The organism is Umezawaea sp. (genome assembly GCF_057122925.1).
Genome location: NZ_DBNGPQ010000057.1, coordinates 1 through 18883, shown reverse-complemented (window position 1 = coordinate 18883; position 18883 = coordinate 1). Strand labels below are relative to the sequence as shown.

Sequence of the window (18883 nt, the reverse complement as noted above, 5' to 3'; positions counted from 1 at the left end):
CGCCGCGGGCGGCCGTCGGCGGCGCGTCAGCAGTGGGGACCGCTGCGGCCCGGGGTCCGCACGGGGGTCGCACCGGGGCGGGTCCACTGCGGCACCGGGCGGCTGGTCGGGCCCCAGGTGGGGTTCCCGTCCGCGTCCGAGCGCCACGTCCAGCACGCGTCGCGCCCCTCGGGCCAGCCCTCGGGCGTGTCCTCCCACGCCTCGCCCCGGCCGTAGGGCGTCAGGTCGAGCAGGGCGAGCGACCCGTTGACCCGCTCGTTGCCGCGGCCCGTGGTGGAGTAGGTGAGGAACGCGCGGTCGCCGTCGCGCAGGAAGCAGGCGAGGTAGCCCATCCCGCCGCCGACGGGCCAGTCCAGGCCGCGCACCGAGTACCAGGGCTGGGTGTGGCCCATGAACTCGACGTAGGCGGCGACCTCGTCCCACCGGCCCGTGGTCAGGACGGCGAACGAGACGCCGCGGGCGTTGAGGTAGGAGGCGTCCCCCAGGTGCCAGGCCGTGGTGGTGCAGCCCTCGCACTGCCCCTGGTGCGGCGCGCCGTCGTACCACATGTGCTGGTAGACCACGAGTTCCTCGCGGCCCTGGAACAGGTCCAGGAACGGGACCGGGCCGTCGGGCCCGACCACCTCGACCGTCGCGTCGAACTCCACCATCGGCAGCCCGCGGCGGGCCGCGGCGAGGGCGTCGCCCTCGCGGGTGTGGGCCTTCTCGCGGACCAGGAGTTCGTCGCGGGCGGCCTGCCAGGTGGCCTGGTCGACGACGGGCGGGCGGCCGGGCGGCGCGGTGGTCGGGTGGTTCGGCGTGGTCGTCATCGTGTCCTCCGTGGTGTACCGCTCCGGGCATCGTCCCGGAACACCAGGAACAGACCGGCGAAACCACCGGAAATCATCGCGGCGCGGTCAGGCGTGGACGCGCCGCGCGTCCAGGTCCTCGCGGCCGATCAGGAACCACAGGACCGGTCCCAGGAACGGCGCGCAGAACGCGAACACCACCCACACGGCCTTCATGCCGAGGGTCAGGCCCGAGCGCAGGACGCTGACGAGCGCGCCGAGGAAGAGGACCACGAGACCGAGCACGACCGCGACGATCACGGCGGCGACCGCCCAGTTCCAGGGCTCGGCCTGGACGGCGAGCACGTGGTGGTCGTTGAGCATGGGTTCCACTCCTTCATCGGGGAGAAGCCGGTCACCGTCGAGACTGCCGGTGCCCGCCGTCATCGCGCGTCAGCCCGTGCTCCCCTCCGCGCGTTGGCCGAAAGTCGTACGGCCGACGCGCGGGGGTACCACCTCCGTCGCGGTCACCTCCTCCCGGCGCCGCGCGGCCCGTCCCACGGCGGGGTCCACCTCGGTGACGTGGGCAGGTGGAGCACCGGGGGCTTGGACGCCGTGCCCGTGCGGGTGGGCCTGCTCGCCGCGCGCGGACGGGTGGGTGCCGCGCAGCCCGATCCGGTCGATGATCCGATGGTGGTCTCCTCTCCGACCGGGCGCCCGACCGCGCCGTCCGACGCGGCACGTCGACGGGCGGGCGCGAGTCCTCTGAGGACGCGGTCACGTGCGAATCCCTTGCGGGAGGCCGGTTCCACCGACCGCCACCAGCATCGCGGGACGGCGGGACCGCGACGATCCCCCCGGCGGGCCTCCCGGTGGTCGAGCGGGCGCCATTGACCGGCGCGGAGACCCCTGGTATCGGCCCGCGGTGCCCTCCGGCGTCCGAGCGGGCACATCGGCACCGGGTCGGCGCGCACCGTGGCGCGCTCGCCGGGGGCGCCACCGTCATCGGGACCGCGAGCGGGGCGAGCCACCCGTTCCTCACCGGGCTCGGCGCGACGCCCACCACCTACGGGCCCGGTCTCGCGGACCGGGTGGCGGCGGGGTCGACGTCGTCCTCGACGCGGCGGGCTCGGGCTCACCGGCCGACCCGGTCGGCATCGCCGGGAACCCCGGCGGGGTCGTCACCGTCGCCGACTTCACGAACGCCGACGCGCTGGCCGTGCGCCTGCTGCACGCCGAGCACGACTCGGCCGTGCTCGGCGCGGGTGCCGCGCTGGGCGGGCGCGGCGCCCTCACCCCGGGGGTGAGCCGGACCCTCCCGCTCGACGAGACCGCCGCCGCCCACGCCGGGGGCGAGCGCGGCCACACCCGCGGCAAGATCGTCGTCACGATCCCTGACCCGGTCAGCGGACCAGCGCGCCCGCCCGTTCCCCGGTGCGGGAGTGCAGCCCGTGCACCGCTTCCACGAACTCGTGCCCCCACAGCTGGTGCGCGCACCACTCGGCGTTGGCCCGCAGGTAGCCGACCTCGCTGCCGATCGTGCAGCGGAACTGCGCGGGCTCGCCGCGGTGGCGCCGGACGTGCCGGGCGATCCGGTGCAGGACCTCCAGGACCGACAGCACCACCACGGCCGGGTCGCCGTCGCGCAGCGCGGCGTCGTCCAGCCGCAGGGGCAGCCCGTCCCCCGGCCGCGCCGGGAGCACCCCGGTGCGGCCGGGGCAGCCCGGCCCGTCGACCGGTCCCGCCGTGCAGATGGCGACGGCGTGGCCGCGGATCGCGTCGAGCCGCTCGCCGGTCGCGACGACGCAGCACCGGCAGGCCCAGCGCAGCGGACTGCTCGTTCCGCCGCAGGCGCGGCACACGGTGGTCGGCAAGGGAGGCCTCCGCGGAGTTTGGAAGAGTGTTGTCCCTATGACGGTCCGGAGTGCCCCGGTGGTTGCTCGCTCGGACGACCTCGACCTCGGGAAGGTGCGGATGCTGACGATCGGAATGCTGGGCGGGATGAGCTGGGAGAGCAGCGCGGAGTACTACCGCCTGGTCAACGAGCTGGTCCGGGAGCGGCTCGGCGGCCTGCACTCCGCGAAGTGCGTGCTGCACTCCGTCGACTTCGCCGAGGTCGAACGGCTCCAGGTGGAGGGCCGCTGGGACGAGGCGGGCGCCCTGCTGGCGGAGGCCGCGCGCGGTCTCCAGGCCGCGGGTGCCGACCTGCTCCTGCTGTGCACCAACACGATGCACAAGGTGGCCGACCGGATCGAGGAGGCGGTGGACGTCCCGCTGCTGCACCTGGCGGACGCGACCGCGGAGGCGGTGCGGCGGGCCGGGCTGGACAGCATCGGCCTGCTGGGCACGGCGTTCACGATGGAGCAGTCGTTCTACCGGGACCGGTTGGCGGGCCACGGCCTGCGCGTGCTGGTGCCCGAGGAGGCCGACCGCGCGTTCGTGCACCGGGTGATCTACGACGAGCTGTGCGTCGGGGTCGTGCGCGAGCCGTCCCGCGCGGGCTACCGCGACGTCATCGGCCGCCTGGTCGCCGAGGGCGCGCAGGGCGTCGTGCTCGGGTGCACCGAGATCGAGCTGCTGATCACGGCGGCCGACAGCCCGGTGCCGGTCTTCCCCACGACCCGCCTGCACGTGGAGGCCGCGGTGGACAGGGCGCTGGCGGGACGCTAGACCGTGATGCCCGCCTCGTTGAGCCAGGGCAGCGGGTTGGTCTTCACGCCCACCGCGTTCCAGACCTCGAAGTGCAGGTGGGCGCCGAACGAGACGCCGTTGTTGCCGACCTCGGCGATCTGCTCGCCCGCCAGGACCCGCTGGCCCTTGCGGACGTTGAACCGGTACATGTGGCCGTAGACGGTGACCGTGCCGTCGGCGTGTTCGACCTTGACCCACAGGCCGAACCCGCTGGCGGGCCCGGCCTCGATCACGACGCCGTCGGCGGCGGCGTAGATCGGGGTGCCGACGGGGGCGGCGATGTCGAGGCCGTAGTGCATGGCGCCGTCGCGGTAGCCGAACCCGGAGGTGAAGCTGCCGCGGGTCGGGGCGACGCGCTTGGGGCGGCGCGCCTCGGCCTCCTCGGCCTCGCGCTTCTCGGTGATGCGCTGGCTCTTGACGAGCTTGCCCGCCTCGGCCGAGGGGTCGACCTGCCGGGCGACCTGGAGGACCTGCGGGGCGGCCGGGGCGGTGCCGCCGATGCCGAACGCGGCGGCGTTGTCCGAGGGCTTGGTGGCGTTCGCGAGCGGGGTCACCTCGTCGGTGCTCGCGCCGTCCACCGCCTGGAGCGCCTGTCCCGCACCGGCGGCGCCGAACGCGCCGATGGCCACGGCCGCGATGACGATCCGACCGCGGAACGACGAGGGGGGCGGGGGCAGCCGGTGCTTGGGCACGGCTCGGGGTGCCGTGCCGCCGTCTGCCTGGCCGCCGGAGGAGCGGAGGTGGGACAAGACCTGGCCTTCCGTGCTCGGGGAGTCCGGTCGGGACCGGGCGGGGGAACCCGGCGAGTCGGTCGGGGGTCCGACTCGTTGTTCAACTCGTGATCAACCTCGACAATGGACCGGAGGGGACGATAGCGGGGGTACGACCCCACCGGCAACCCCTCGTTAACCATTCACGGGCACAAAAGTCGCCGCCAGGTTAATGTCGATGAACAGACGTTAATGTCAACGCCCTGACCTGGACAGATGAAAAATTCGACGAACACCGAATCGCGGTGAACCATCCACCCCTACCGTACGTGTCGGCCTCGTCGCATCGATACCACGCTATTCCCCGCCATTTCCCCTTTTCGACTCCCCGTGATACGTCCGGTCTACTCGGCGGACTTCCGCGAACAGCGCGTGAGCCCTTCGGCGAACCCGGTCACGATCGGTCACGGCGGGCGGCCGGGAGCCGCCCGCCGCGGGATCACTCCCCCGCGCCCGGCGGCAGGAAGCCGTGGGCGGACAGGTCGAACCAGTTGCCCTCCGGGTCGATCGCCCGGTACTCGGCGAACGGCCGGTCGGTGGCGCGGGCGACCGGCCGGGGCACGCCGGTCCCGACGAGGCGGTCGGCGGTCGCGTCGACGTCCCGCACGGCGAAGCCGAAGTGGTTGAAGCCGGTGGCGACGTCACCGTCGAGCCGCTGCTGGATGAGGGCCAGGTTGATGTACCCGTCGGTGAGGAACCGGCTCCCGTCCGGGTCCTGGTGGAACTGCTCCATCCCGAGGCTCTCGCGGTAGAAGTCGGCCATCCGCTCCGCGTCCTGGACGACGAACGCGAGGTGGCGAAGGCGTGGCCTGGTCATGGGGTGCTTCCTTCCGGGACGTTCGGGACCATGTTGTGGAACGCGGTGATCGACCACGCGCCGTCGCGGCGGGTCACGACCGCCTGCGCGTGGGTGAGGACGCCGAGCGGGACGATCCCGGTGGTGACGTGCACCAGGCGGATCCCGTCCGCGAGCGGGCGCAGCAGCAGGAAGTTCGGCACGAGCCGGGTGCCGCGGAAGACCGAGGCGAACAGGCGCGCGTGCACCTCCGCGACGGCGGCCCGGCCGCGCAGGTCCTCGCCGCGCACGGTCACGAAGTCGACGTCGGGGGCGAAGGCCTCCGCGAACCGCTCGGCGTCCCCCTCGGCCCAGCCCTCGGCCATCGTGGACCACAGGCCGCGCACCAGGTCGTCGTCACTCATCCCGGCTCCCCGGCGTGGTCGCGCGGACCCGCAGCGGCAGCGGCAGGCAGTCGCCGTCCCACGCGGCCACCGAGTAGTAGAGCGAGCCGTGCTGCCGCTCCAGGTAGCAGACGACGTTGACGGGCCAGCCGCAGCCGCGGAACACGTACTCGTCCATCGCGGACGGCCGGTCGCTCAGCGGTCGGTCGCGTTCGGACTCGGGACCGAGCCGGTGCCAGTCCGGGTGCAGGTGGATGGACCCGAGGACGTCGAGGTCGAGCGCGTCGGCGCGGCGGGAGATCCGCAGCAGGTCCGCCGGGTCGAGCCACCACGCCCGCACCGGGTTCTCGTAGGCGGAGCCGAACCGGGGCACGATGGTGGTCGCGAACTCCTCCCGCGCGGCGGCGCACGTGCCGCGGGCGTTGCGGCCGAACTCGATCCGCTCCACCAGGAACGCGCCCTCCGCGCTGGTGCCGAGCAGGACCCCGAAGCACGGTCTCGGCTCGTCGGGGGTGATCGACGCGTACTCCGTCGCGGCCGCCGAGAGAAAGCTCTCCAACGCCGTTTCCGAGAACAGCACGGACCGGCTTCCGGCGACGCGCATGGGGGCGTCGCGCACTTCCAGCAGAGTGGGCATCGTGGGGTGTTCCGCTCGTCGGGAATTCCCGGTGACCTTCCGGGATCGGTGGCGAAAACGTAGCCGGCGCTCCCTGTCGCGACAACCCACCCGACGTCGGGCACACGTCCCTCACCAGGGGAAACGTCGAAACGATCACGGGATTGGCGCTATAGCAATGGGCGATAACCTTTCTCGTTCAGCGCCCGTTCACGCGACCGTAGGATCAGCTCATGCGCCTCGAAGTCCGGCACCTCGAACTCGTCGTCGCCATTGCCGAATCGGGCAGCCTGCGCAGGGCCGCGGCGCACCTGCACCTCACGCAGCCCGCCGTGACGACGCAGCTCAGGCGGATCGAGCGGCACCTCGGCGGCGCCCTCTTCCTGCGGTCCACCGAGGGCGTGCTGACCACGCACACGGGCGCGGAGTTCGTCCGCGACGCCAAGAAGGTGCTCGACCAGATGACCGACGTCGAGCGGTCGGCCCGTCTCAACGCGCGGCGCGAGGCCGGCACGCCGTTCACGGTCGGCGGCATCCCGGCGCAGCAGTTCAGCCTCCTCGTGGACGCGCTCGCCGCCGCCCACCCCGGCCAGGAGGTGACCAGCCGCACCGTCCGCGAGACCGGGACGCTCACGGCGCTGCTGGGCTCCGGGGAGCTGGACATCGCGGTGCTGCGGCGGTTCCCCGGTTTCCCGCTCGCGCTGCCCGAGGGCGTCGAGCAGCGGCTCCTGCTCACCGAGCCCCTCTTCGTGGGCGTCGCGGCGAGCCACCGCCTCGCCGGGCGCGAGGACGTGCCGCTGGCGGAGCTGGCCGACGAGAAGTGGGTCATGCCCGACCCCGACGACAGCGGGATGAACGAGTTCTTCGCGCGGGTCTGCGCCGCGGCCGGGTTCGAGCAGAGCATCGCGCACCTGACCACCGAGGCGCACGTGGCCTTCTCGCTCACCGCCGCGAACCGGGCGGTCTGCGTGCTCTACCCCATCGGCACCGCGCGCGACGGCCTGGCGACCCTCACCCTGGAGGGCAACCCGCTCTACCGCGAGCTGGTGCTGGCCTGGCGCGGCGACTCCCCGATCGCGTCCACCGTGGACGACCTGTGCGCCACCGTGGAGCAGCGGTACCTCTGCCTGGTTGCGACGTCCGACGTGTACGCGCGATGGTGGCGGCGGGGCGGGGCGGACTTCGCCCTGCCCCCACGCACCACCTGAGGGAGAGCACCCGTGGCGATCCGCGGCCTGAACCACGCCGTCCTCTGGGTCCGGGACGCGAGCGCGAGCAGCGCGTTCTACGTGGACGTGCTGGACTTCCGGGTCGTGCACAGCACGCCGAGGTCCGCGTTCCTGCGGGCCCCGGAGTCCGCGAACGACCACGACCTCGGCCTGTTCCAGACCGAGGACCCCGCGCCGAGCACCGCGGGCCGCGGCCAGGTCGGGCTCTACCACCTGGCCTGGGAGGTGCCGACGCTCGCCGACCTGCGCGACTGCCGGGACCGGCTGGTCGGGGCGGGCGCGCTGGTCGGCTCCAGCGACCACGGCGCGACGAAGGGCCTGTACGGCAGGGACCCCGACGGGCTGGAGTTCGAGGTGTGCTGGCTCGTGCCCGCCGACCTCGTGGACGAGGCCGTGCTGGCGCACAAGGGGGAGCTGGACATCGAGGCCGACGTCGCGCGGTACGGCGCGGACACCGTCGGCGCCTGCGCGCGGTACGGCCCGCCCGTCACCTGATCACGCCCTCGACCTCCACCAGCAGGTCCGCCCGGCAGAGGTCGGCCCGGTGCAGCCGGACCGCCGTGCCCGCGCCGAACGCGGCCCGGCACGCCGACTCCACGGCGGCCAGGTCGGCCGCGTGGCGGACGTAGGCCGTCACGCGGTCGAAGTCGGCGAGGCCGAACCCCGCGGCCACGCCGTGCCGGGCGAGGTTGCGCTCGTGGACGACCGCCTCGACGTTCGCGAACGTCGTCGCGAGCTGCCCGTCGAGGTCGCCGGGGCAGGCGGTCTCGTGGCCCACGATGCTCGCCGTGCCGGACAGGAACAGGGTGCCGCCCGAGGCGTGCCGGAGGTACCCGGCGCGGGCGAACGACGGCGGCTTCGGCCCGTGGTCGCGGGGGTAGCGGTAGGCGGGCACCTGGAGCGGGTTCTCGATCGCCGTCAGCCCGCCGGAGCGGGTGGCGAGCAGGAAGAGGCCGATGCCCTCGTGCGCGGAGCCGACCGCGCTCGCGGGCGGCATGGCGGTCGAGACCTCCTCGAACGCCAGCGCGCGGCCGACGCAGAAGTCGCGGTAGGTCTCCAACCCGTCGGCGGTGGTGCCGTTGATGTGGCCGATGTAGTGCCACAGGCGGCAGATCGTCGGGTAGCCCATCCGCCTGGTCAGCGCGAACAGCTCGGCGTACAGCGCCCGCACGGCCTCCGCGTAGCGCACGGACGGCGGGACGACCGCGCTGACGTACAGGAACCCGTCGGCCTCGGCGTACCGCAGGCGCCCCTCCGAGCGGCCCGTCAGCCACGCGTCACCGAACCCGGCCAGTCCGGTGTGGACACCGAGGTCCGCCGACGGGAGGACGAGGTCGTCCAGTGCCACACCACGCGATCCGGTCATTCCGACAGCTTCACCCGCCCGGCGCGCGCACGCCCGGCGCGCGGCGATGATGTCCCCGATCGGGTGTCAGCGGCGGGTGGAGTCGCGGACCACCAGCTCCGGGGAGAACACGACCGCGCGGTGCTCGTGGCCGTCCTCACCGGACGTCTCCTCGATGAGCAGCCGCGCGGCCGTCGCGCCGATGCGGCCGGCGGGCTGCCGGACGGAGGTGAGCGGAACGGCCGCGGCGGAGGCGAACTCGATGTCGTCGTAGCCGACGATGGCCAGCTCCTCGGGCACCCGGACGCCCGCGGCGACCATCGCCTGGAGCACCCCGAGGGCGAGCAGGTCGTTGGCGCAGAACACCGCCGTCGGACGCGGACCGGTGGCCAGGAGCCGCGCGCCCGCGTCCCGGCCGGACGCCACGTCCAGCGCGGCCACCTCCAGCACGGACAGGTGGTGCTCCGGCGCGTCGGCCAGCGCGCTCCGCACGCCCTCCTCGCGTTCGCGGCACTGCACGAGCACCGACGGGCCGTTGACGAACGCGATCCGGGTGTGGCCCTGGTCGAGGAGGTGCCGGGCCGCCAGCGCGCCGCCGAGCACGTCGTCCACGGAGACCGAGCAGCACTCCCCCGCGCCCGCCTCGCGGTCCACCAGCACGTACGGGATGCCGCTGCGCCCGAACCCCCCGTCCCCGGCGCCCACCGGGCTGAGCAGCACGCCGCGCACCCGCTGCTCGGCGAGCATCGCCAGGTAGGAGCTCTCCCGGTCGACGCGCTGGGCGCTGTTGCAGGTGATCATGTTGAGGCCCGCCTCGTGCGCCGCCTCCTCCGCGCCGCGCGCGACGTCCACGAAGAACGGGTTGCCGAGGTCGAGCACCAGCAGGGCGAGCGTGCGGCTGCTGCCCGCGCGGAGCTGGCGGGCCGACTCGTCGCGGACGTAGCCGAGTTCCTCGATGACCGCGTTGACGCGCGACCGGGTGACGGCGGAGACGACGTGGGGGCGGTTGACGACGTTGGAGACCGTGCCGATCGAGACCCCGGCGCGGCGGGCCACGTCCTTGATGCCGACCATGTCACCCGACCCCTTGCTCCGCGCCACGACGAACAATACCATCGGATGAAACGTTTCAATCGGCGGTGGGAGAACACCATGACGGCACTCGCGGAGGTGCGCGTCGACCCCGTCGGCGCCGACCGGCGTTCCGGGCACCAGGACGGGATCGCGCGCGGGCGCGTCGGCGGGGACCGGGCGGGGTGGGGCGCGTGAGCGCGGTGCGGGATCTGCTGGAGCGGTCGAACAGGCTGGGCTCCGACCCGGCGAACACGAACTACGCGGGCGGCAACACCTCCGCCAAGGGGACCGGCACCGACCCGGTGACCGGGAAACCGGTGGACCTGCTGTGGGTCAAGGGTTCCGGCGGCGACCTGGGCACGCTGACCGGGGCGGGCCTGGCCGTGCTGCGGCTGGACCGGGTGCGCGGGCTCGTGGACGTGTACCGGGGCGTGGAGCACGAGGACGAGATGGTGGCGGCGTTCGACCACTGCCTGCACGGCAGGGGTGGTGCCGCTCCGTCGATCGACACCGCGATGCACGCGCTCGTGGACGCCGCGCACGTCGACCACCTGCACCCGGACTCCGGGATCGCGCTCGCGACGGCCGTGGACGGCGAGGAGCTGACCGCGCGCTGCTTCGGCGACCGGGTCGTCTGGGTGCCGTGGCGGAGGCCGGGTTTCCAGCTGGGGCTGGACATCGCGCGGATCAGGGCCGAGAACCCGGAGGCGATCGGCTGCGTCCTGGGTGGACACGGCATCACCGCCTGGGGCGAGACGTCGCAGGAGGCGGAGGCGCGGTCGCTGGAGATCATCCGCGGTGCCGCGGCCTTCCTCGCCGAGCACGGCCGCGCCGAGCCGTTCGGCCCGGAGCTGCCCGGCTACCAAGCACTTCCGGAGGCTGAACGCCGGGCCCGCGCCGCCGCGCTGGCCCCGCTGCTGCGCGGGCTGGCGTCCACCGACGACCGGCGGATCGGCCACTTCACCGACACCGCGCCCGTGCTGGACTTCCTGTCCCGCGCGGAACACCCGAGGCTGGCGGCGCTCGGCACGTCGTGCCCGGACCACTTCCTGCGCACGAAGGTCCGCCCCCTGGTGCTGGACCTGCCGCCGACCGCGCCGCTGGACGAGGCGAAGGCGCGGCTGCGCGAGCTGCACGGGGCCTACCGGGAGGACTACCGCGCCTACTACGAGCGGCACGCGGTCCCGGACTCCCCCGCCATGCGCGGCGCGGACCCGGCGATCGTGCTGGTGCCGGGCGTCGGCATGTTCTCCTACGGCGCGGACGCGCGGACCGCCCGCGTGGCGGGCGAGTTCTACCTCAACGCCATCGAGGTCATGCGCGGCGCCGAGTCGGTGTCGACGTACGCGCCGATCGACGAGGTGGAGAAGTTCCGCATCGAGTACTGGGCCCTCGAGGAGGCGAAACTGGCCCGCCGCCCCGAGCCCGCGCCGCTGACCGGGCGGGTCGCGTTCGTCACCGGGGCCGGGTCGGGCATCGGCAGGGCCATCGCGACGCGGCTGGCCGCCGAGGGCGCGTGCGTCGTCGTCGCCGACCGCGACGCCTCCTCGGCCACGACCGTCGCCGACGAGCTGGGGGCGGTCGCCGTGACCGCCGACGTCACCGACGAGGACCAGGTCGCCGCCGCGCTCGACGCGGCCGTGCTCGCCCACGGCGGCGTCGACCTCGTGGTGAACAACGCGGGTCTGTCGATCTCCAAGCCGCTGCTGGACACGACCGCGGAGGACTGGGACAGGCAGCACGACGTGATGGCGCGCGGCTCGTTCCTGGTCGCCAAGCACGCCGCGCGGATCATGATCGACCAGGGCCTCGGCGGCGACGTCGTCTACATCGCGAGCAAGAACGCCGTGTTCGCCGGACCGGCCAACATCGCCTACAGCGCGGCGAAGGCCGACCAGGCGCACCAGGTCCGGCTGCTGGCGGCCGAACTCGGCGAGCACGGCATCAAGGTCAACGGGGTCAACCCGGACGGCGTCGTGCGCGGGTCGGGGATCTTCGCGGGCGGCTGGGGGGCCCAGCGCGCCGAGGTCTACGGCGTTCCCGAGGAGGAGCTGGGGGCGTTCTACGCGCGGCGCACGCTGCTCAAGCGGGAGGTGCTGCCGGAGCACGTCGCGCACGCGGTGTTCGTGCTGACGACGCTGACGCACACCACCGGGCTGCACGTGCCGGTGGACGCGGGCGTCGCCGCGGCGTTCCTGCGATGAAGCGGTTCGCGGCGGTCGACCTCGGCGCGGGCAGCGGCCGGGTGATCGTCGGCGAGGTCGAGGGCGGATCGGTGTCCCTGCACGAGGTGCACCGCTTCCCGAACCGGCCGGTGCTGGTGCGCGGCACGCTGCACTGGGACGTCCTGGGGCTGTACCGGGAGGTCGTGGACGGACTGCGGGAGGCCGGGCCGCTGGACGGCATCGGCGTCGACTCGTGGGCCGTGGACTACGGGCTGCTCGACGCGGACGGGACGCTGCTCGGCAACCCCGTGCACTACCGCGACGAGCGCACGGCGGCGGCCGTCGCCCGCGCGCACGCCGCCCTGCCCGCCGAGCGGCACTACGCGGCCACCGGGATCCAGTTCCAGCCGTTCAACACCGCGTTCCAGCTCGTCGCCGACCGGATGGCGGACGTGGCCACCGGGGCGCTGCTGATCCCGGACCTGATCGGGTTCTGGCTCACCGGCCGCGCGGGCACCGAGATCACCAACGCGTCGACCACCGCCCTGCTCGACCCGCGCACCCGGACGTGGTCGGCACCGGTCGCCGAGGCGCTCGGGATCGACCTCGGTCTGTTCGCCCCGCTGCGCGAACCCGGTGCCGTGATCGGGGACGTGCTGCCCGAGATCGGCCTGGCGCGGCGGGTCCCGGTGTACGCGGTGGGGTCGCACGACACCGCGTCCGCCGTCGTCGCCGTGCCCGCCGCGGACGAGCGGTTCGCCTACGTCTCCTGCGGGACCTGGTCGCTGGTGGGCGTCGAGCTGCCGTCGCCGGTGCTCACCGACGAGAGCCGGGCGGCGAACTTCACCAACGAGCTGGGTGTCGACGGCACCATCCGGTACCTGCGGAACGTGATGGGGCTGTGGCTGCTCCAGGAGTGCCACCGGGAGTGGGGCACGACCGACCCCGGCGCGCTGCTGGACGAGGCGGCGGCACTGCCCGCGTCCTCCGCGGTGGACGCCACCGACTCCCGCTTCCTGGCACCGGGCGACATGCCCGCGCGGATCGCCGCCGCCTGCGCGGAGACCGGGCAACCGGTCCCCCGCACCAGGGCGGAGGTCGTCCGCTGCGTGGTCGACAGCCTCGCGCTCGCGCACCGCGACGCGGTCGCCGCCGCCGCCCGGCTGTCCGGGCGGGAGGTGGACGTCGTGCACGTCGTCGGCGGCGGGGCGCTGAATTCGCTGCTGTGCCGGCTCACGGCCGACGCGTGCGGCCTTCCGGTGGTGGCGGGGCCGGTGGAGGCGTCCGCGCTGGGCAACGTCCTGGTGCAGGCCCGAGCGGCCGGGTGCGTCGAGGGTGACCTGCGGGAGGTCGTGCGGCGATCACCGGACCTGGTGCGGTACGAGCCCCGGTCGGGCTGAACCGCGGCGGCGGCCGGAGGGCGGTCACCCTCCGGCCAGCCCGGTTCAGCGGCGGGCCGCCAGTGTCAGGTCGCCCGCGATCACCCTGCGGGCGTGGTCGCTCGCCAGCAGGTCGTGCGGGGTACCGAGGTCGATCGCGCTGACCCGGTCCAGGCGGGCCAGCTGGGACTCGGTGAACTCGACGTCCAGCGCGCCCAGGTTGTCCTCCAGCTGCGCCAGCGTGCGGGCGCCGATGATCGGTGCCGTCACGTCGGGGTTCACCAGGGTCCACGCCAGGCCGACCTGGGCCGGGGTGCGGTCCAGCTCCGCGGCGACCTCCCGCACGACGTCGGCGACGGCGAGGCTCCGCTCGGTGACCAGGCCGAGGGCGGCGTTGAAGCTCTTCCTGGTGCTGTCGCCGTCGTCCGCGGCCGGACCGGCGAGGTCGGCGCGGGTGTACTTGCCGGTGAGCAGGCCGCCCGCCAGCGGCGAGTACGGGGTCACGCCCAGCCCCACCGCCCGCGCCATGGGGATCAGGTCGCGCTCGGCGGTCCGGTTGACCAGGTTGTACTCGACCTGGAGCGCGACGAGCGGCGACCAGCCGCGCAGGTCGGCCACCGCCTGCATCCGCGAGACCTCCCACGCGGGCACGTTGGACATCGCCACGTACAGGACCTTGCCCTGCCGGACCAGGTCGTCCATGCCCCGCAGGATCTCCTCGACCGGCGTCGTGAAGTCCCACACGTGCAGGTGGAGCAGGTCGACGTAGTCGGTGCCCAGCCGCCGCAGGCTGGCCTCCACCGACGTGAACAGGCTCTTGCGGCCGCCGCCCCCGGAGTTCGGGTCGCCGGGGCTGCGCAGCGTCGTGTACTTCGTCGCCAGCACCAGGCTCTCGCGGTGGTCGCGGGTGAACCGGCCCAGCAGGCGCTCGGAACTGCCGTCGGTGTAGGTGTTGGCTGTGTCGACGAAGTTGCCGCCGCGCTCGACGTAGGTGTCGAACAGCGTGCGCGCCTCGTGCTCCTCCGCGCCCCAGCCCCACTCGGTCCCGAAGGTCGCCGTGCCCAGCGCCAGCGGTGAGACCCGCAGACCCGACCGGCCCAGCAGCCGGTAGGTGTCGAGGGTGAGCGGCATCGTGTCCTCCTGTGGTGGTGGTCCCTTGCGGAGGACGAGTCTGCGGTCGTCGCGGGCGGCGGGTAAGGGAGAGCCCTTCCTGGGAAGGCCGGTCCCACCCCCGCTGTTGCACCGGTCATGACGACCCCCACCGCGGACACCGCACGACACCTGGCCGCGTTCCTGCGCGCCCGGCGGGAACGGCTGGACCCGGACGACCTCGGTCTGCCGCCGCGCAAGCAGGCCCGCCGAACGCCCGGTCTGCGCCGCGAGGAGGTCGCCGAGCTGGCCGGGATCAGCGTCGACTACGTCGTGCGGCTGGAGCAGGGCCGCGGGCTGCGGCCCTCGGCGGACGTGGTGGAGGCGCTGGCCGGGGCGCTGCGCCTGGCCCCCGTCGAACGCGCCTACCTGTTCAACCTGGCCGGGCAGCGCCCCCGTTCCGCCGAGGAACCCGCCACCACCGCCGCGCCGCCGCTGGCGCGGCTGGTCGCCGACCTGTCACCGCTGCCCGCGATGCTGGTGAACCACCGGTTCGACGTCCTGGCCTGGAACCGCGAGATGGCCGGGCTGCTGGTGGACTTCGGCGACCTGCCCCCGGCGCGGCGCAACGCGATGTGGGTGTGCCTGGCGCACCCGGAGGTGCGCGGGTCCTACGTCGACCGGACCCGCGTCGTGCGGGAGGGGGTCGCCCACCTGCGCGCCGCGTGGGCCGCGCACCCGGAGGACCGGGTGCTGGCCGCCCTCATCGCCGACTTCACCGCCCACGACGAGGAGTTCGCGCGGTGGTGGACCGAGCGGGACGTCGAGGTCAACGCCCGCGGCCGGAAGGTGCTGCGGCACCCCCGCGTCGGCGACGTCACCGTGCACTTCGAGGTGCTCACGCCGATGCAGGACCCCGACCAGCGGCTGGTGGTCTTCCGGCCGGCGGACGACGAGAGCCGCGCGGCGCTGGGCAGGCTGTCCTAGTCGGGCAGGCCGTCCTGGAGGCGGTGGCCGGTGGTGACGTCCACGTAGGACGGCACCTCCTCGTGCCGGTCCCCCACCGTGAGCGTTCCGGACGGCTCCACGACCACGATGTGCGCTCCCTCCCGCGACGAGGGCTTGTGGAAGGTGCCCTTCGGGACGACGAACACGGAGTTCGGGCGCAGGGTGACGACCCGTTCCCCCTCCGGCTCGCGCAGGGCGAGGTCGAGTTCGCCCTCCAGGACGAGGAAGAACTCGTCGGTGGACTCGTGGACGTGCCACACGTGGTCGCCCTTCACCTTGGCGATCCGCACGTCGTAGTCGTTGACGGTGGTGAGGATCCTCGGGCTCCAGAGGGCGTCGAAGCCGTCCAGTGCGGTGCGGATGTCGATCGGCTGGGTGCTCATGCGGCCATCGTGGCGGCTGGTGGTTCCCGACCGTGAGTGCTAGGAATCGCACATGCCGCAAGAATCCTCGCACCGGGTGGTCGTGGTCGTCGACGACGGGTCCAACCCGTTCGAACTGGGGGTGGCCACCGAGCTGTTCGGGCTGCGGCGGCCGGAGCTGGGCATCCCCTGGTACTCGTTCGCGCTCTGCGCCGCCGTGCCCGCCGTGACGATGCACCTGGGGATGTTCACGCTGTCGGGCGTGGCCGGGCTGGAGGCCGTGGACACCGCCGACACGGTGATCGTGCCCAACCGGCCCGACCCCGAGGTGCCCGCCGGTCCCGCGGTGCTCGACGCGATCCGGCGGGCCGAGCGGCGCGGGGCGCGGCTGGTGAGCTTCTGCACGGGCGCGTTCACGCTCGCCGAGGCCGGGGTGCTGGACGGGCGGCGGGCCACCACGCACTGGCGGTGGGCGGCGGAGTTCGCGCGGAGGTTCCCGCTGGTCGCGCTGGAACCGGACGTGCTGTTCGTGGACGACGGGTCCGTGCTGACCGCTGCCGGGAGCGCGGCGGCGCTGGACCTGGGGCTGCACCTGGTCCAGCGGGACCACGGCGCCGAGGTGGCCACCGCCGTGAGCAGGAGGCTGGTGTTCGGCGGCCACCGCGACGGCGGCCAGCGGCAGTTCGTCGAACGGCCCCTGCCCGCGGTGCCGGACTCGTCGCTGGGCACCGTGCTCGACTGGGCGCGGACGCGCCTGGACCGCCCCCTGTCCGTCGCCGACCTCGCCGCACGAGCCGCCACCAGCCAGGCCACGCTGCACCGCAGGTTCCAGGCCGAACTCGGCACCACACCGCTGACCTGGCTCACCACCGAACGGATCACCCTGGCCTGCCGGCTGATCGAACGCGGCGAGGTGCGGCTGGACCGCGTCGCCGCCGCCAGCGGACTCGGCACGGCGGCCAACCTGCGCGCGCAGCTGCGCAGGCACACCGGCCTCACCCCCTCGGAGTACCGCAAGCGCTTCGGACCCGCGGCCTGACCGCACTACGCTGCGCGCCATGACCTGGCTGATCCGGTTCGTCCTGTGCGTCCCCCTGCTCCTCGCGGGCTGCGGCTCGTCGGACACCGGCGGCGCGCCCACGTCCGCCGCGCAGGACGACACCGGGGCGGTGCACCGGGCGTTCGAGACCTACACGAAGGCCGCGCTGGCGAAGGACGGCGCGACCGCGCAGGGCGTGCTGGCCGACACGGTGGCGACCTACTACGACGACGCGCGCAAGCTGGCGCTGACGGCCACCGACGACCAGCTCACCGGCATCACCTCCACGCAGCGGCTCACGGTGTACGTGCTGCGCGCCGAGGTGGAACCCGCCCTGCTGCGCGACGGCTCGCCCGCCGACCTGCTGCGGACCTCGTTCGACAAGGGGCTCGTGGGCGAGGACGGGATCTCCGACCTCGCGCTCGGCAAGGTGAACGTGACCGGGGACAAGGCCAGCGCGCAGGCGGTGATCGGCGGCCGGGAAGCGCCGTACACCGTCGACTTCGTCCGCGAGCAGGGCGTGTGGAAGGTCGACATCGCCCCGTTGATGACGTTGGCCGACGAGGGGTTCACCGCGGCGGCCGAGAAGCAGGGCACGACCGTGGACGCGTTGATCGACACCGTCCTCGTGTCCAAGTACGGGCCGGAGAAGGCGGCGGCGCTGCACCGGCCCGTGGCGGGCTGAGCGGTCAGTGGGACTCGCGGGAGACGTCCGACCCGCTCGCCCCGGTGAGGAAGTCGAGGTCCGCGCCCGTGTTGGCCTGCTGCACCGTCTGCACGTAGAGGCGTTCCCAGCCGCGCTTCGGGTTGGCGTAGGCCGCGACGGTGGCCGGGTCCGGGGTGCGCAGGGCCAGTTCATCGCCGGGCACGTCGAGGTCGAGCCGGCGGGCCTCGATGTCCAGGACGATGAAGTCGCCGGTGCGGACCAGGGCCAGCGGGCCGCCCGCCGCCGCCTCGGGGGAGACGTGCAGGACGACGGTGCCGTAGGCGGTGCCGCTCATGCGGCCGTCGCAGACGCGGACCATGTCGCGCACGCCCTGCTGGAGCAGCTTGCGCGGTAGCGGCATGTTCGCGACCTCGGGCATGCCGGGGTAGCCCTTCGGGCCGCAGCCGCGCAGGACGAGCACCGAGTCGGCGTCCACGTCGAGGTCCGGGTCGTCGATGCGGGCGTGCATGTCCTCGACCGAGTCGAACACGACCGCGCGGCCCCGGTGCCGGAGCAGGTGCTCCGAGGCCGCGGCGGGTTTCACCACGGCGCCGTCGGGCGCGAGGTTGCCGTACAGCACGGCGATGCCCGCGTGCGGCAGCAGCGGGTCGGTGCGGGGGCGGATGACCTCGCGGTCCCAGACCTCGGCGGTCTCCAGGTAGTCGACCAGGGGTTCGCCGGTGACGGTGATCGCCGTCGGGTCCAGCAGGTCCCGCACCTCCCGCAGCACGGCGTGCAGGCCACCGGCGCGGAACAGGTCCTCCATCAGGAACCGGCCCGCCGGTTGCAGGTCGACCAGCAGCGGCACGTCCGAGCCGGTGCGGTCGAAGTCGTCCTGGGTCAGCTCGACGCCCAGCCTGCCCGCGATGGCCAGCAGGTGGACGACGGCGTTGGTGGACCCGCCGATCGCGGCCAGGGCGACGATGGCGTTGAGGAACGAGCCGCGGGTCAGGACCGCGGCGGGCGTGCGCTGCTCGGCCACCATCTCCACGGCGAGGCGACCGGTCTCGTGGGCGCTCTCCAGCAGCCTGCTGTCCGCGGCCGGGGTGCCCGCGAGGCCGGGCAGGACCATGCCCAGCGCCTCGGCCACGAGCCCCATCGTGGACGCGGTGCCCATGGTGTTGCAGTGGCCGCGGCTGCGGACCATCGAGGACTCGGACCGGGTGAACTGGTCCTGCGACAGCGTGCCTGCGCGGACCTCCTCCGACAGCCGCCACACGTCCGTGCCGCAGCCCAGCGGCACGCCGCGGAACGTGCCGGTGAGCATCGGGCCGCCGGGCACGACCACGGCGGGCAGCCCCACCGACGCCGCCGCCATGAGCAGCGACGGGATGGTCTTGTCGCAGCCGCCCAGCAGGACGACGCCGTCGATCGGGTTGGCCCGGAGCATCTCCTCCGTGGCCATCGCGGCCATGTTGCGCCAGAGCATGGCCGTGGGCCGCACCTGCGTCTCGCCCAGGGAGA

At 73.8% G+C, this 18883-nt stretch carries 20 protein-coding genes and 1 pseudogene; 9 read left to right on the top strand and 12 right to left on the bottom strand.

Features of this window, described 5'->3' with window-relative positions; all coding sequences use genetic code 11:
- Positions 1–26 precede the first annotated feature (26 nt).
- A complete protein-coding gene (locus AC156L_RS13110; protein ID WP_330879735.1) occupies positions 27–809 on the bottom strand; it encodes a DUF899 family protein in 783 nt (260 codons plus the stop codon).
- 87 nt (positions 810–896) lie between these two features.
- A complete protein-coding gene (locus tag AC156L_RS13105; RefSeq protein ID WP_330879736.1) occupies positions 897–1151 on the bottom strand; it encodes a PLD nuclease N-terminal domain-containing protein in 255 nt (84 codons plus the stop codon).
- A gap of 397 nt (positions 1152–1548) precedes the next feature.
- On the opposite strand from AC156L_RS13105, the pseudogene AC156L_RS13100 reads away from it, so the two are divergent.
- Positions 1549–2094, top strand: a pseudogene (locus tag AC156L_RS13100) (hypothetical protein); the annotation flags it as partial.
- Between the two features lie 76 nt (positions 2095–2170).
- Here AC156L_RS13100 and AC156L_RS13095 read toward each other — a convergent pair.
- Positions 2171–2641, bottom strand: a complete 471-nt coding sequence (locus AC156L_RS13095) for a hypothetical protein (RefSeq protein WP_330879738.1) — start codon at positions 2639–2641, stop codon at positions 2171–2173.
- Positions 2642–2741: 100 nt separating this feature from the next.
- Between AC156L_RS13095 and AC156L_RS13090 the strand changes: the two genes are divergently transcribed.
- The gene (locus tag AC156L_RS13090) at positions 2742–3437 is read left to right on the top strand and encodes an aspartate/glutamate racemase family protein (RefSeq protein ID WP_330879758.1); all 696 of its coding nucleotides are present in this window, start codon (positions 2742–2744) and stop codon (positions 3435–3437) included.
- Here AC156L_RS13090 and AC156L_RS13085 read toward each other — a convergent pair.
- The 4 genes from AC156L_RS13085 to AC156L_RS13070 all read right to left on the bottom strand — a co-directional run bounded on the left by AC156L_RS13085 (position 3434) and on the right by AC156L_RS13070 (position 6044).
- Complete coding sequence (locus tag AC156L_RS13085; protein ID WP_330879739.1) at positions 3434–4207, bottom strand: M23 family metallopeptidase; 774 nt, start codon at positions 4205–4207, stop codon at positions 3434–3436. The two genes, AC156L_RS13090 and AC156L_RS13085, sit on opposite strands and share 4 nt — an antisense overlap.
- A gap of 460 nt (positions 4208–4667) precedes the next feature.
- Positions 4668–5045: a VOC family protein gene (locus AC156L_RS13080; protein WP_330879740.1), complete on the bottom strand. Its 378-nt coding sequence runs from the start codon at positions 5043–5045 to the stop codon at positions 4668–4670.
- Entirely contained in the window at positions 5042–5428 is a 387-nt protein-coding gene (locus tag AC156L_RS13075; protein ID WP_330879741.1) for an SgcJ/EcaC family oxidoreductase, read from the bottom strand. Before AC156L_RS13075 ends, AC156L_RS13080 begins: the two co-directional genes overlap by 4 nt.
- The gene (locus AC156L_RS13070; protein ID WP_330879742.1) at positions 5421–6044 is read right to left on the bottom strand and encodes a M67 family metallopeptidase; all 624 of its coding nucleotides are present in this window, start codon (positions 6042–6044) and stop codon (positions 5421–5423) included. The genes AC156L_RS13075 and AC156L_RS13070 overlap by 8 nt, the downstream gene beginning before the upstream one ends.
- A gap of 212 nt (positions 6045–6256) precedes the next feature.
- On the opposite strand from AC156L_RS13070, the gene AC156L_RS13065 reads away from it, so the two are divergent.
- Together AC156L_RS13065 and AC156L_RS13060 are read left to right on the top strand one after the other, a co-directional pair.
- Positions 6257–7231 (top strand): LysR family transcriptional regulator, encoded by a 975-nt coding sequence (locus AC156L_RS13065; protein WP_330879743.1) that lies wholly within the window; start codon positions 6257–6259, stop codon positions 7229–7231.
- 12 nt (positions 7232–7243) lie between these two features.
- Positions 7244–7747 (top strand): VOC family protein, encoded by a 504-nt coding sequence (locus AC156L_RS13060; protein ID WP_330879744.1) that lies wholly within the window; start codon positions 7244–7246, stop codon positions 7745–7747.
- Here AC156L_RS13060 and AC156L_RS13055 read toward each other — a convergent pair.
- Positions 7740–8618 (bottom strand): chorismate transformation FkbO/Hyg5 family protein, encoded by an 879-nt coding sequence (locus tag AC156L_RS13055; RefSeq protein WP_330879745.1) that lies wholly within the window; start codon positions 8616–8618, stop codon positions 7740–7742. The two genes, AC156L_RS13060 and AC156L_RS13055, sit on opposite strands and share 8 nt — an antisense overlap.
- A 66-nt stretch (positions 8619–8684) precedes the next feature.
- Entirely contained in the window at positions 8685–9671 is a 987-nt protein-coding gene (locus AC156L_RS13050) for a LacI family DNA-binding transcriptional regulator (protein WP_330879759.1), read from the bottom strand.
- A gap of 191 nt (positions 9672–9862) precedes the next feature.
- On the opposite strand from AC156L_RS13050, the gene AC156L_RS13045 reads away from it, so the two are divergent.
- Both AC156L_RS13045 and AC156L_RS13040 read left to right on the top strand, forming a co-directional pair.
- Positions 9863–11875, top strand: a complete 2013-nt coding sequence (locus AC156L_RS13045) for a bifunctional aldolase/short-chain dehydrogenase (RefSeq protein WP_330879746.1) — start codon at positions 9863–9865, stop codon at positions 11873–11875.
- Positions 11872–13236 (top strand): rhamnulokinase, encoded by a 1365-nt coding sequence (locus AC156L_RS13040; protein WP_330879747.1) that lies wholly within the window; start codon positions 11872–11874, stop codon positions 13234–13236. Before AC156L_RS13045 ends, AC156L_RS13040 begins: the two co-directional genes overlap by 4 nt.
- Positions 13237–13281: 45 nt before the next feature.
- Here AC156L_RS13040 and AC156L_RS13035 read toward each other — a convergent pair whose 3' ends face one another.
- The gene (locus tag AC156L_RS13035; protein ID WP_330879748.1) at positions 13282–14346 is read right to left on the bottom strand and encodes an aldo/keto reductase; all 1065 of its coding nucleotides are present in this window, start codon (positions 14344–14346) and stop codon (positions 13282–13284) included.
- A 117-nt stretch (positions 14347–14463) separates the two neighbouring features.
- On the opposite strand from AC156L_RS13035, the gene AC156L_RS13030 reads away from it, so the two are divergent.
- The gene (locus tag AC156L_RS13030; protein WP_330879749.1) at positions 14464–15291 is read left to right on the top strand and encodes a helix-turn-helix domain-containing protein; all 828 of its coding nucleotides are present in this window, start codon (positions 14464–14466) and stop codon (positions 15289–15291) included.
- Here the strand turns inward: AC156L_RS13030 and AC156L_RS13025 are convergent.
- A complete protein-coding gene (locus AC156L_RS13025) occupies positions 15288–15695 on the bottom strand; it encodes a cupin domain-containing protein (protein WP_330879750.1) in 408 nt (135 codons plus the stop codon). The genes AC156L_RS13030 and AC156L_RS13025 overlap by 4 nt on opposite strands.
- 52 nt (positions 15696–15747) lie before the next feature.
- Here AC156L_RS13025 and AC156L_RS13020 point away from each other — a divergent pair, with 52 nt between their 5' ends.
- Both AC156L_RS13020 and AC156L_RS13015 read left to right on the top strand, forming a co-directional pair.
- Positions 15748–16713, top strand: a complete 966-nt coding sequence (locus AC156L_RS13020) for a helix-turn-helix domain-containing protein (protein WP_330879751.1) — start codon at positions 15748–15750, stop codon at positions 16711–16713.
- A 19-nt stretch (positions 16714–16732) separates the two neighbouring features.
- The gene (locus AC156L_RS13015; protein ID WP_330879752.1) at positions 16733–17398 is read left to right on the top strand and encodes a hypothetical protein; all 666 of its coding nucleotides are present in this window, start codon (positions 16733–16735) and stop codon (positions 17396–17398) included.
- Between the two features lie 4 nt (positions 17399–17402).
- Here the strand turns inward: AC156L_RS13015 and AC156L_RS13010 are convergent.
- A partial coding sequence (locus AC156L_RS13010; RefSeq protein ID WP_484406875.1) for a dihydroxy-acid dehydratase occupies positions 17403–18883 on the bottom strand: 1481 nt, incomplete at its 5' end.

Bases quoted from the DNA above. Each gene is read 5' to 3' on its own strand.
- AC156L_RS13030 (WP_330879749.1), top strand. From the start codon at position 14,464: ATGACGACCCCCACCGCGGACACCGCACGACACCTGGCCGCGTTCCTG.
- AC156L_RS13105 (WP_330879736.1), bottom strand. From the start codon at position 1,151: ATGCTCAACGACCACCACGTGCTCGCCGTCCAGGCCGAGCCCTGGAAC.
- AC156L_RS13025 (WP_330879750.1), bottom strand. From the start codon at position 15,695: ATGAGCACCCAGCCGATCGACATCCGCACCGCACTGGACGGCTTCGAC.
- AC156L_RS13040 (WP_330879747.1), top strand. From the start codon at position 11,872: ATGAAGCGGTTCGCGGCGGTCGACCTCGGCGCGGGCAGCGGCCGGGTG.
- AC156L_RS13075 (WP_330879741.1), bottom strand. From the start codon at position 5,428: ATGAGTGACGACGACCTGGTGCGCGGCCTGTGGTCCACGATGGCCGAG.
- AC156L_RS13065 (WP_330879743.1), top strand. From the start codon at position 6,257: ATGCGCCTCGAAGTCCGGCACCTCGAACTCGTCGTCGCCATTGCCGAA.
- AC156L_RS13035 (WP_330879748.1), bottom strand. From the start codon at position 14,346: ATGCCGCTCACCCTCGACACCTACCGGCTGCTGGGCCGGTCGGGTCTG.
- AC156L_RS13055 (WP_330879745.1), bottom strand. From the start codon at position 8,618: ATGACCGGATCGCGTGGTGTGGCACTGGACGACCTCGTCCTCCCGTCG.
- AC156L_RS13050 (WP_330879759.1), bottom strand. From the start codon at position 9,671: ATGGTCGGCATCAAGGACGTGGCCCGCCGCGCCGGGGTCTCGATCGGC.
- AC156L_RS13090 (WP_330879758.1), top strand. From the start codon at position 2,742: ATGCTGACGATCGGAATGCTGGGCGGGATGAGCTGGGAGAGCAGCGCG.
- AC156L_RS13070 (WP_330879742.1), bottom strand. From the start codon at position 6,044: ATGCCCACTCTGCTGGAAGTGCGCGACGCCCCCATGCGCGTCGCCGGA.
- AC156L_RS13020 (WP_330879751.1), top strand. From the start codon at position 15,748: ATGCCGCAAGAATCCTCGCACCGGGTGGTCGTGGTCGTCGACGACGGG.
- AC156L_RS13080 (WP_330879740.1), bottom strand. From the start codon at position 5,045: ATGACCAGGCCACGCCTTCGCCACCTCGCGTTCGTCGTCCAGGACGCG.
- AC156L_RS13110 (WP_330879735.1), bottom strand. From the start codon at position 809: ATGACGACCACGCCGAACCACCCGACCACCGCGCCGCCCGGCCGCCCG.
- AC156L_RS13015 (WP_330879752.1), top strand. From the start codon at position 16,733: ATGACCTGGCTGATCCGGTTCGTCCTGTGCGTCCCCCTGCTCCTCGCG.